Consider the following 12,119-nt stretch of genomic DNA (forward strand, 5'->3'; position numbering starts at 1 on the left):
TCAGACCTCCCCTTCACGAAGTTTTTGCAGGAACGGCGCGTATCCGCGGTCGCCCATCCAGTAGTTAACCAGTTGCTCAACGCCGCGACTGGTCAACGTTGCCCCGGACAGAGCATCCACTTTATGCTGCCTTTTTTTGCATCAACGTTTACGCCACCTTTAACCAGTTTGATCTGCGGTTCAGTGCGATCACCATCATAAACTTTCTTCCCCACCCACTGCGACTTCCAGCGTGGATTGTCTACCTCCCCACCGAGGCCCGGAGTTTCGGCGTGGGAGTAAAAGCCAAGCCCTTCAATGGTGTTCAAATCACCTTCCAGCGAAATGAAGCCATACAATGTAGACCAGAGGCCATAACCATGAATTGGCAGTACCACACGCACTAGCTCTCCGTTCTCGCTCAGCGTATACACCCTGGCAACATTCGGCCGGCGCTTGATGCCAGCCTTGTCTTCCGAGGAAGGAATATCCGTAGACAACTGAGGGTCCGAGGCAGCCTTGTACATATCATATTTCATGGGCTCAGCAACACCAACGGCGGAAGGCTTTACAAATTTACCAGTATCCAAATCCACCAGGCGAACATCGAAACTCTCGAATTTCTGCAAAATCTGCTCTGCAGTATCGCCTTGATCCAGCATACCTGCGGCAGAGAGAATGTTCGTTGTCATATCAAGATGCTGATTCTTGACCTGGGCAGGTCTGAGCATGACCGCCGCGGTGGATACCACGACAGAGAACACGATACTCAGCACCAGCGCAACGATCAGCGTGCGGGAGACGGTTTCTTTAGCTTTAGCCACGAGCAAGCCTCCGTTTGATGTTGGCCTGAACCACGTAATGGTCCATCAATGGCGCGAACAGGTTTGCGAACAGGATGGCAAGCATGATGCCTTCCGGGAACGCCGGATTGATCACGCGGATCAGCACAGTCATCACGCCTACCAGAATACCGAAACACCAGCGACCCGTGTCAGTCATCGCGGCGGACACCGGATCCGTCGCCATGAACATCATGCCAAAGGCAAACCCGCCCATGACCAGATGCCAATGCGCCGGAACCGCGAACATCGGATTGGTCTCGGAACCTATGATGTTTAGCAGCAGCGACATGCCGATCATACCGATCAACACACCTCCGACGATGCGATAGGAGGCAATCTTCATCCCCAACAGGATCAGGCCACCAATCAGAATGGCCAGTGTCGAGGTCTCACCCATCGAGCCCTGAATGGTGCCCATGAAGGCGCTCATCCAGCCAATTTGAGCTTCCAGAGCTTCCAGACCACCACTGGCGGCCCAGCTCAGCGCCGTGGCGCCACTGAAGCCGTCAACCGCAGTCCAGACGGTGTCGCCGGAAATCTGCGCCGGATAGGCGAAGTACAGGAAGGCACGACCGGTCAGGGCCGGGTTCAGGAAGTTCTTGCCGGTACCGCCGAACACTTCCTTGCCGATCACGACGCCGAAGGTGATGCCCAGGGCCACCTGCCAGAGAGGAATGGTGGGCGGGCAGATCAGTGCAAACAGGACCGATGTGACAAAGAAACCCTCGTTCACTTCGTGACGGCGCACGGTGGCAAACAGCACTTCCCAGAAACCACCGACCACGAAGGTCACGAAGTAAATGGGCACGAAGTACGCCATGCCGTAAACGAAGTTGTCCCATACGCCCGCACCGGAACCGGTGATGGCAAGTGCCTGGATAAAGGCAGTCCGCAGGCCGCCGTCAGCAATCATGGCATCCGGGTTGGACGCCAGGAAACTGTTGGCCTGGTAGCCGATGTTCCACATTCCGAAGAACATTGCCGGGAAGGTGCACAACCAAACCGTGATCATGATGCGCTTGAGGTCAATCCCGTCACGCACATGGGCGGTGGTGGAGGTGACACTCGCCGGCGAGTAGAAAATAGTATCCACCGCCTCGTAAAGCGCATACCAGCGCTCGTACTTGCCACCCTTTTCAAAGTGATGCTCGATTCCATCGAGAAACTGTCTGATAGCCATCGTATTAGCCCTCGATCTCGATTCGGGTCAGGTTCTCGCGGAGAATCGGACCATATTCATATTTGCCGGGGCACACAAAGGTGCACAGCGCCAGATCTTCTTCATCCAACTCCAGTGCGCCAAGCTTCTGTGCCATCTCTGTGTCGCCGACAATCAGGGAACGCAGCAACTGCGTGGGCAGAATGTCCAGCGGCATGATCTTTTCGTAAACACCCACCGGCACCATCGCCCGCTCGCTGCCATTGGTGGTGGTGGTCATATCGAACCGTTTGCCACCGACCAGCTTGGACAGGTAAATATTCATGACGGAGAACTTGTTCGCACCCGGCGACAGCCAGCCCATGAACTCGCGCTTGTTACCTTCCTCAAGCACGGACACCTGATTGGCAAACCGGCCAAGATAGGCGCAGGGACCATCGCCACGGCGACCGCCGAACACGGAGCCGGAAATCGCCCGGATCTCGCAATCTGTGGCAACTTCACCGTCGAGAAGCTCCTCAAGACTGGCACCCAGACGAGTACGCACGAGACGGGGTTTCAGGGCCTTGGGGCCACCGATCGCCACGACACGCTCAACAGGGACTTCACCGGATTCAAACAGCTTGGCAATGTCGATAACGTCCTGATAATTGATACTCCAGACCGTCTTGCTGCCAGAAACCGGATCCAGGTGATGGATATGGGTTCCCACGTTGCCGGCCGGATGCTTGCCATCGAACTGGTGCACCTCAACGGCGTCGGACCTGGGAACAGCGACGTTGGATCCTGGCTTGCCAGTGACAAACACCTTGCCGGTGGTCAGTTTGGTAAGGATCTCAAGGCCTTTCTCGAACGCCTGGCTGTTTTCGCCAATGATGACCGTCGGGTCCGCTGCCAGCGGGTTGGTATCCATGACCGACACGAAAATTGAGTGGGGAGCGGAATCAATCTCCGGAACCTTGCTGTACGGACGCGTCTTGAACGCAGTCCAGAGCCCGGATTCCACCAGATTATCGACTACCTGCTGGCGTTCCAGGCCGGCAAGATCCGCTTCGCTGTAGCGCGCAAAGGTCTCAGCCTCATCGCCATCGACTTCGATAACGATCGACTGGAATACCCGACGCTCACCACGGTTGATCTCTTTCACAACGCCCGCGGCGGGTGAAGTATAACGAACGCCCTCGGTCTTCTTGTCCGTGAACAGCAGCGTACCGCGCTTGACACGGTCCCCCTCTTTCACAGCCATCGTCGGCTTCATGCCGATATAGTCAAAACCGATCAACGCAACGTGGCGAACGGGTTTGCCGTCTGTAATGGTCTGTTCGGGAGCGCCGCTGATGGGAAGATCCAGGCCTTTTTTGATCTTGATCATTAGCCTCATCCAATCATCAGAAACTTTTCAATGGATTCGTAACGCCCGACACCTGCGGCCCAGAAAAACCATGAGAAACGGAGTGCCAGACGTACCCAAAATCGCGCCAATTATAGAGATTAAGGAATCCTATTTCCACCAGAAACCGGAACCGGTTGTGCGTCGACAGCCAAACCAGTCGTTTAGCTGACCGTAAAAACAAAAAACCCCGACAGCAATCGCTATCGGGGTTCTGAACACCATTACTTCACCAGATCGGCGCGATTCGCTCAGTCTCTCGCACGTTTGGGGAAGATCGGGTAATTTACGCCGGCCATCTGGTTGACCACACGAATCACCTGCGCGCTGTAGCCGAACTCGTTGTCGTACCAAACATACAGGATCAGACGCTTGCCACTGGTGATGGTTGCCTGGGCATCAACGATGCCGGCATGGCGGGAACCGACAAAGTCGGTGGAAACCACTTCCGGAGAGTTCACGAAGTCGATCTGCTTCTGCAGCTCCGAGTGCAGCGCCATATCCCGCAGGTATTCGTTAACACCTTCCACATCAACGTCTTTCTTGAGGTTGAGATTCAGGATCGCCATGGACACGTTCGGCGTTGGCACCCGGATCGCATTACCGGTCAGCTTGCCCTTCAGAACCGGCAGCGCCTTGGAGACAGCCTTGGCGGCCCCCGTCTCGGTAATTACCATGTTCAGGGCGGCGCTGCGCCCGCGGCGGCTGCCCTTGTGGTAGTTATCGATCAGGTTCTGGTCGTTGGTGTAGGAGTGCACCGTCTCCACGTGACCATCTTCGATGCCGTATTCGTCTTCAATCGCCTTCAATACCGGTGTGATGGCATTGGTGGTACAGGAGGCGGCTGACAGGATCCTGTCTTCGTCAGTAATCCAGTCGTTGTTGATACCATAAACGATGTTCTTGATATCGCCCTTACCCGGCGCCGTCAGGATAACGCGGCTGACGCCTTTTGATTTCAGGTGCAGGCCAAGACCGGCTTCATCACGCCACTTACCGGTGTTGTCGATCACGATGGCGTTGTTGATGCCGTAATCCGTGTAATCCACCTTGTCCGGCCCATCAGAGTAGATAACCTTGATATAGTTGCCGTTGGCAATCAGGGCGGATTCCTTCTCATCAACGGTAATGGTGCCATCGAACGGACCGTGCACGGAATCACGGCGAAGCAGACTGGCGCGCTTCTCGAGATCATTTTCCGCACCGCCCTGGCGAACCACAATCGCACGCAGACGCAGGTTGTTGCCACCCCCGGCCTTCTCGATCAGGATACGAGCCAGCAGACGACCAATCCGGCCAAAACCGTACAGAACGACGTCTTTGGTGTCATTGTTGGCATCTTCCTCGGACTGGGCAGCGTACTGCCCCACAACCGGGCCGATTTCACGCTTCAGGAATTCGGTCAGGTCGCCGCCTTCCTCTTTGAACTTGACCGCCAGCTTGCCGATATCCACGTGGGCACGACCGAGTTCAAGTTTGTCCATGGCCTGGAGGATCGGCAGGGTGTCGTGAACAGAAAGCTCGCTGTCTTCAACCTGGCGCACAAATCGGTGGGCACGGATGATATCGATAACCGACTGGTTGATGATGGCGCGGCCGTATACAGAAGTAACCACATTGTTTTTGCGGTAGAGGCGGCCGATCAGCGGAATCATGGCTTCCGCGGTGGATTCTCTTTCTGTCCAGTTGGACAGGTGCTGATTGATCTGTTCGTGACTCACGCTTGGACCTCTGCAATTGGCACTTGGAAATTGGGGCGCACATTATCCAATTTAATCCGGTCGACCGCAAATACGGCGGGCCATGACCTTCGTATAGGTCGCGCCGGCTAATAACGCAAACGCCGACCATGGCGCCGGCGCCATGACAGTGAGGGGCGCGAGCGTTAGAATACGCGCCTCACCGCTCCCGGACATCCACAGCAGGAGAACCTGACCGCCCATGAGCCAAGGTGCCAGCACACGCCCGTCACCCCTCCCCCTGATTGCCCCCGAATTTCCGTCTCGGCCGGCCGATCACCGAACATGGGGTCAACTGCACGGCAGCAGTGAGGCGCTGGCCATCTGCGAAAGTGCGCGCGCGCACAAGGGTCTGACCCTGGTCATTACCCGCAGCACCGCCGATGCCATCCGGCTTGAGCAGGCCATGCGCTTCTTCCTGGGGCTACCCCCGGAAGAAGACGGCCCGGCGGTCAGCGACGACGGGCTGGAACTGCTGTCGCTGCCCGACTGGGAAACCCTGCCCTACGATCTGTTTTCGCCCCACCAGGACATTATTTCCCGGCGAATCCGGACCCTGCACCGCCTGCCCGCAACCAGCCATGGGGTTCTCGTGGTTCCTGCACGCACGCTGATGCACAGGCTGCCGCCAGTAAATTACCTCCAGGGCAACACCCTGCTTCTGGAAGTGGGACAGTCCCTGGATATCAAGAGCTGGCGAATGCAGCTTGAGGCGGCAGGCTACCGGCATGCCGAGAACGTCTACGAGCACGGCGAATACGCGGTCCGGGGCGCCATACTGGACATTTTCCCCATGGGCGCCAGCCAGCCCTATCGGATTGACCTATTCGATGATGAGATCGAAACGCTCCGGACTTTCGACCCCGAGACTCAGCGCTCAATCGACCGGATCGAACGCATCGAACTGCTGCCCGCCTTTGAATTCCCCTGGCACAAAGAGGCGCGCTCCGGATTCCGCAGCCGCTGGTTCGAGCAGTTCCCGGATGCCGACAAAGACACCCCCATCTACCAGGACGTGACTCACGGCATTACCCCGCCGGGCATTGAGTACTACCTGCCGCTGTTCTTCGACGAGACGGCAACCCTGTTTGACTATCTGCCAGGCGCCACTCACGTTTTTACTGCGGACGGACTGAACGATGCGGTCAGCCACTTTGACAGTGAAACCCGCAACCGGTACGAAGATCGTCGTCACGATCGCCTGCGGCCGATTCTGCCGCCCAAGCTCCTCTTCCTGCAGCAGGAAGAGCTGTTCGGACAACTGAAGGCCTTCCCGAGGGTAACCGTCTCCGCGGAGACAAAGGATGCCGCGGGATCAGTTAACTGCCCCACGACAACCTTGCCGGATATCGCCATGGACGGTCGGGCCGCAGACCCTGCCGGTCGCCTCAAGCGGTTTCTGGGAGAGTTCGACGGCCACGTGCTGATATGCGCCGAATCGTCCGGTCGGCGCGAGGCGCTGATGGAGAATCTTGGCGAACAGGGTGTTGAATTGAAAACCCTGTCCGGCTGGCAGGCTTTTCTCGACGATAAGGAAAGCTCGGTCGCCATCACCATTGCCCCGATGGAGCAAGGCCTGGTTCTGCCCGAGCATTCCGTTGCCCTGATCACCGAGACCGCCCTGTTCGGCGAGCGGGTACTACAGCGGCGGCGCCGCGAGAAGCCTACGGAAACGGACGATGCCGGCTTCCGGGATCTGTCCGAATTGCGGATTGGTGCGCCGGTGGTTCATATCGACCACGGTGTTGGCCGTTACCTGGGCCTGGAGACCATCACCGTAGAGGGCGAAGCGAGCGAATTCCTGATGCTTGAGTACGCCGGGGGCTCAAAGCTGTATGTTCCGGTCTCCAGCCTGCACCTGATTTCCCGCTATGCCGGCAATGACACCGAACACGCGCCGCTGCACAAACTCGGGACGGACCGCTGGAGCACAGCGAAACAGAAAGCCCTTGAGAAGATCCGGGACACTGCCGCCGAGCTGCTGGATGTGTACGCCCGCCGGGAGGCGCGCAAAGGCTTCAGCTTCGAGGATCCCAAGGAAGCCTATCGTGCCTTTGCTGCCGGCTTTCCGTTCGAGGAGACACCAGACCAGCAGGTTGCTATCCAGTCGGTGTTCGAGGACATGACCAGCGAGCAGCCCATGGATCGCCTGGTGTGTGGCGATGTCGGTTTCGGGAAAACCGAGGTTGCCATGCGCGCGGCGTTCCTGGCTACTTGGTCGGGCAAGCAGGTGGCGGTTCTGGTCCCCACTACCCTGCTCGCCCAGCAGCATTATGAATCCTTCCGGGACCGTTTCTCGGATACCCCTGTGCAGGTCGAGCTGCTCAGCCGGTTCCGCACGGCTGGCCAGACCAGCAAGGCGTTGGAGGCGGTGGAGAACGGCCGGGCCGACATCGTCATCGGCACCCACAAACTGCTACAGGGCGACATCAAATTCAAGAATCTTGGCCTGGTTATCATCGACGAAGAGCATCGCTTTGGCGTTCAGCAGAAGGAAAGACTAAAAGCACTGCGGGCCGAAGTGGACATGCTCAACCTGACCGCCACCCCGATTCCGCGGACGCTGAACATGGCCATGGGGCATCTGCGGGATCTCTCGATTATCGCCACTCCTCCGGCCCGGCGGCTCTCGGTGAAAACTTTTGTGCGCCAGAAAGACAACGCCATGGTCAAGGAAGCCATACTGCGGGAGATTCTCCGGGGCGGTCAGGTCTACTTCCTCCACAACGACGTGGCCACCATCGAGAAGACGGCAGAGGATCTACGTTCGCTGATTCCGGAAGCGCGGGTGGGCGTCGCCCACGGGCAGATGAGAGAGCGTGATCTGGAAAAGATCATGTCCGACTTCTACCACAAACGCTTCAACGTGCTGGTGTGCACAACCATCATTGAGACCGGCATCGACGTTCCCAGCGCCAACACCATTATTATCGAGCGGGCAGACAAGTTCGGCCTGGCGCAACTGCATCAGCTTCGGGGCCGGGTCGGCCGTTCGCACCACCAGGCCTATGCCTACCTGCTCACGCCACCGCCGAAATCCATCACGGCGGACGCCAAAAAGCGTCTGGATGCGATTTCGGAGGCGCAGGACCTGGGTGCCGGCTTCATGCTGGCCACTCACGACCTGGAAATCCGCGGTGCCGGGGAGTTATTGGGGGAAGAACAGAGCGGGCAGATCGAAAGCATCGGCTTCACCCTTTACATGCAGCTGCTGGACGAGGCCGTCAAGGCCATTCGCGAGGGCCGAACCCCGAATGCCGACCTGCCACTTAGCCACGGCACCGAAATGAACCTGAGAATCCCGGCTCTGATCCCCGAGGATTATCTGCCGGATGTCCATAACCGCCTGATGCTCTACAAACGGATTGCCAGCGTGGACAGCCCGGAAGCATTAAAAGAACTTCAGGTTGAAATGATCGATCGGTTCGGATTATTACCGGATCCGGCCAAAAACCTGATCCGCCAGACCGAGCTTCGATTGCGTGCAGAAGCCCTGGGCATCGTGAAAGTCGATGCCGGCAAGGAGTGGGCGCGGATCGAGTTTGGCAGCTCGACACCGGTGGATCCGCTGGTTCTGGTTAAAAAAGTGCAATCCGCACCTGACCAGTACCGGCTCGAAGGCGCCAACAGCTTCCGTTTTCGGCTGAAGGATGCCACAACCGGTGGTAAACTCGACGGCATTTCCCGGATGCTTGGCGAGCTGGAGCCAGCAAAAAATGACGCGTCCGGCTCATGAACGGCCGACCAACAAGTGGAGTACGACCCTTGCAAATTGATGGAATTCGCTGGTGCCGATACCCGACCCGGGCCATCCTGGCAGCTCTGCTTCTGAGCTTTTCTCTAACAGGCGCCGCACAGCAGCTTGACAGGGCAACCTTGCCTCTTGAGCCCGGCACGCCGGTTCCGGATGACTACTACCGGGCGGAGTTTGTCATTCTTGAGCGGATCGTAGAGCCGGAAGCTGTGAACGAACGGATGTCTGATCGCTCGGTAGAGCCGCCCCTTGAGACCGAAGAGGTTCTCTGGTCATCGCTGGAGAATGGCACCACGGAAACCACACTGGAATTGGCGCCCCGAAAGGATCTCCATCTTGCCAGTGCCGCCGCCAGACTCGAACGCAGTGGCCGTTACCGTGTGCTTGTGGCTGCCGGTTGGTACGAGGCGTTTCCACCAGATTACGAGGGGACACCCTTGCGGGTTGAAGCAGGTGACTGGCTGAATGAGGCTCGCACCCGGGAGGTTGAGGGACACATCACCATCGACCGGCAACGCTATTTGCACGTCAATGTGCATCTGAACCACTGGCAACTGGCAGAAGAGACATCGGAGCCGCCTGTAGAGGCTGCGACCGAGCTCTCTGAAGAAACACCCCCCGCTCCGGACGCATCCGGAGCAAGTGACTCCGCCCCAATGTCAGCAGCAACCGGAGAAACAGCCGGTCAGCAACTACCTGTTCTGGCTGAACCCGCGCCCCTGGAATTGTTGACCTGGATTCGGGAAACCCGCCGGATGCGCAGTGAGGAAATCCACTTCCTCGATTCCCCCACGATCGGCGTGCTGGTGTTTTTCAAGAAGATTGAGGCAACGGAGTAAGCACCCCAAGGCCAGCCATCGAGACTTCGAGGATCCGCTTGACCCCGGACATTCCCTGCTCGATGGCCGCCTCAATTTCTTCCATGGTGATGATATGGTCGGATTTTCCAGCCGCCCAGTTCACCACCAAACCCAGACAGACGTAACGCATTCCAAGTTCCGCCGCCAGCGCGGCTTCCGGCATACCGGTCATTCCTACCAGGTCGCAGCCGTCCCGCTCCATCCGGATGATTTCAGCCGCGGTTTCCAGCCTCGGGCCCTGGGTTGCGCCATACACTCCGAAACCGGAAAACGGGACGTTTTCTGCTCCGGCGGCATCAATCAGGATCTGCCGCGCGCTCTCGTCGTAGGGCCAGGTGAAATCAATGTGGGTCACCGAGTCCAGACTGCCCCCGAAAAAGGTGCTGGCACGCCCCCATGTGTAGTCAATAATCTGGTCGGGAATAACCACATGGGCAGGTCCCATATCTGCATGAATACCGCCCACGGCGTTGACACCAACGACCGTTCGCACACCGGCATCGTAAAGGGCCTTGAGGTTCGCCCGGTAATTCACCTGATGGGGTGGAATACGGTGTGGGTTACCATGGCGCGACAGGAACATCACCGGCTGATCACCCAAGCGCCCCTCTACCAAGGGCGCTGAAGGCATGCCCCAGGGCGTTCCGGCTTTATTCTCGCCGGTGATTTCCAGGCCAGACAATGTGGTCAGGCCTGTACCCCCGATAATCCCGACAGGGTGCATTTTCTCCGGTGACGTCATTCTGACTCTCCTGAATCTTCTACATCTCCGGTGGTCTGGCGATTCTGCGATTTCTGCGCACTTTTCCCGGAGGAGGCTTCCCCACGCTTATCTGCCGAGTCGTCCGATTGCGATCCGGACAGCCGAACCCCTTCGGGCAAGTGCAGAGTCCGGGTCGGGAAGGCCACTTCGGCACCGTAACCCTCGATAATGTCGCTGATTTTCAGCAATACATCCTGCTTCACCTCGTGGAACTGCACCCACTGGGTGGTCTTGGTAAAGCAATACACCATGATGTCCAGTGACGAGGCATTGAAGGCCAGGAAATTCACAATCAGGGTCTCATCGCTCTCGATATCCTCATGCTGCTGAAGCATGGCTCTGATATCGTCAACGATCGTTGCCATCTGTGCGACATCCGCATAGCGGATGCCAATGGTCTCGTAGATCCGACGATTGCTCATGCGCGAGGGGTTTTCTACCGCAATGGTGGTAAACGCCGCATTCGGCACGTAAAGAGGACGCTTATCGAAGGTACGGATGGTCGTCAGACGCCAGCCGATATGCTCAACCGTACCCTCGATGTTCCGATCGGGCGATCGCACCCAGTCCCCGACCTTGAAGGGTCGATCCAGGTGGATGATAAAACCGCCGAAAAAGTTCGCCAGCAGGTCCTTGGCGGCAAAACCAACCGCAATACCGCCCACGCCGCCGAAGGCCAGTACCCCCGAAATGCTGTAGCCCATGGACTGCATGGCAATGAGCACGGCCGTAATGAGGACAACGGCCCGGGACAGTTTGCTCACCGCGTTGACGGTGGTGTAGTCCATGGGCTGTTTCATTTTCAGAGGAGATACGAGAATCCCCTCCGCTTCTTTGATCAATCGCAGAATCGCCCAGACCAGTACGAAGATGAAACCAATCTGCAGCACCGACTCATTGGCCTTGAAGATCTCCGCTTCCGAGTATTTGTGAGCCACTTCGGCAGCCCAATAGACCCCCTGCAGCCAGACAAAGGCGACCACCGGCTTGCGAGCCGCATGCAGCAAGGCATCGTCGAACAGGTTTTTGGTCTGGCTGAATTTGCGCTCAAGAGCCGCAATTATATGGCTGGCAATGTAGGCGACCGTGGCCGTTCCAAAAACCAGCGCAAAGACAACAATTCCGACACGCCAGGCTTCAGACAGCAGCCCGAAATTCTCGATCCAGCCATTCACCATGGCCATAACATCCCCGATCATCGGATTCCTCTGGTCTAGACAGTTTTATCGAATAGAAACGGCCGTTCCCGGCCTGACGCGATCAAACAGATCAATAATGTCTGCGTTGCGCATCCGCACGCAGCCATGGGACAACGGCACGCCCATGGGCTCGCTGTCCGGTGTGCCGTGAATGTATATGAAGCGGCGGAAAGTATCGACACCCGGGCCCCTGTTTTTGCCCCACTCGCGACCGCATAGCCAGAGAATCCGGCTCAGTATCCAGTCGCGTTCGGGATGAAGCCGGGCGAGATCCACGCTGTAGGTTTCGCCGGTGGGGCGCCGGGCACGGAATACTGCCCCAACAGGAAGACCGGCGCCAATACTGGCCCGGACATAGTGCTCACCACGCGGAGTGCAGCCACTGCCATCGCTCTCTCCCGGCCCGTTCAGGCCGGTGGAAACCGGATAGG

The 12,119-nt window shown here is 57.9% G+C and carries 8 protein-coding genes and 1 pseudogene; 2 read left to right on the top strand and 7 right to left on the bottom strand.

Annotated elements, in window-relative coordinates; all coding sequences use genetic code 11:
* From KYE_RS15280 to KYE_RS15295, 4 genes and pseudogenes are all read right to left on the bottom strand, one after another.
* Window positions 1-803 (bottom strand): annotated as a pseudogene (locus tag KYE_RS15280) (Na(+)-translocating NADH-quinone reductase subunit C).
* Window positions 796-2,004, bottom strand: coding sequence for an NADH:ubiquinone reductase (Na(+)-transporting) subunit B (locus KYE_RS15285; protein ID WP_008175069.1), 1,209 nt, complete (start codon window positions 2,002-2,004; stop codon window positions 796-798). Before KYE_RS15285 ends, KYE_RS15280 begins: the two are co-directional and overlap by 8 nt.
* 4 nt (window positions 2,005-2,008) lie before the next feature.
* Entirely contained in the window at window positions 2,009-3,355 is a 1,347-nt protein-coding gene (locus KYE_RS15290; RefSeq protein WP_008175071.1) for a Na(+)-translocating NADH-quinone reductase subunit A, read from the bottom strand.
* Between the two features lie 269 nt (window positions 3,356-3,624).
* Window positions 3,625-5,079: a glyceraldehyde-3-phosphate dehydrogenase gene (locus tag KYE_RS15295; protein WP_413540232.1), complete on the bottom strand. Its 1,455-nt coding sequence runs from the start codon at window positions 5,077-5,079 to the stop codon at window positions 3,625-3,627.
* Window positions 5,080-5,314: 235 nt separating this feature from the next.
* Between KYE_RS15295 and mfd the strand changes: the two genes are divergently transcribed.
* Together mfd and KYE_RS15305 are read left to right on the top strand one after the other, a co-directional pair.
* Window positions 5,315-8,848 carry a transcription-repair coupling factor gene (gene mfd, locus KYE_RS15300; RefSeq protein WP_008175076.1) on the top strand — a complete coding sequence of 1,178 codons (3,534 nt, stop codon included), beginning with the start codon at window positions 5,315-5,317 and terminating at the stop codon, window positions 8,846-8,848.
* A gap of 29 nt (window positions 8,849-8,877) precedes the next feature.
* Window positions 8,878-9,705, top strand: a complete 828-nt coding sequence (locus tag KYE_RS15305) for a CsiV family protein (protein ID WP_008175078.1) — start codon at window positions 8,878-8,880, stop codon at window positions 9,703-9,705.
* Here the strand turns inward: KYE_RS15305 and KYE_RS15310 are convergent.
* From KYE_RS15310 to KYE_RS15320, 3 genes are all read right to left on the bottom strand, one after another.
* Window positions 9,680-10,468: an S-methyl-5'-thioinosine phosphorylase gene (locus tag KYE_RS15310; RefSeq protein ID WP_008175084.1), complete on the bottom strand. Its 789-nt coding sequence runs from the start codon at window positions 10,466-10,468 to the stop codon at window positions 9,680-9,682. The two genes, KYE_RS15305 and KYE_RS15310, sit on opposite strands and share 26 nt — an antisense overlap.
* Window positions 10,465-11,688, bottom strand: a complete 1,224-nt coding sequence (locus KYE_RS15315; RefSeq protein WP_008175085.1) for a mechanosensitive ion channel family protein — start codon at window positions 11,686-11,688, stop codon at window positions 10,465-10,467. Before KYE_RS15315 ends, KYE_RS15310 begins: the two co-directional genes overlap by 4 nt.
* Window positions 11,689-11,712: 24 nt before the next feature.
* A partial coding sequence (locus KYE_RS15320; RefSeq protein WP_008175086.1) for a L,D-transpeptidase occupies window positions 11,713-12,119 on the bottom strand: 407 nt, incomplete at its 5' end.

Origin of the sequence: Marinobacter manganoxydans MnI7-9 (assembly GCF_000235625.1) — a bacterium.
Lineage (GTDB): Bacteria > Pseudomonadota > Gammaproteobacteria > Pseudomonadales > Oleiphilaceae > Marinobacter > Marinobacter manganoxydans.

Coding starts and splice junctions, on each gene's coding strand:
- KYE_RS15285 (WP_008175069.1), bottom strand. CDS start 2,004: ATGGCTATCAGACAGTTTCTCGATGGAATCGAGCATCACTTTGAAAAG.
- KYE_RS15290 (WP_008175071.1), bottom strand. CDS start 3,355: ATGATCAAGATCAAAAAAGGCCTGGATCTTCCCATCAGCGGCGCTCCC.
- mfd (WP_008175076.1), top strand. CDS start 5,315: ATGAGCCAAGGTGCCAGCACACGCCCGTCACCCCTCCCCCTGATTGCC.
- KYE_RS15310 (WP_008175084.1), bottom strand. CDS start 10,468: ATGACGTCACCGGAGAAAATGCACCCTGTCGGGATTATCGGGGGTACA.
- KYE_RS15315 (WP_008175085.1), bottom strand. CDS start 11,688: ATGATCGGGGATGTTATGGCCATGGTGAATGGCTGGATCGAGAATTTC.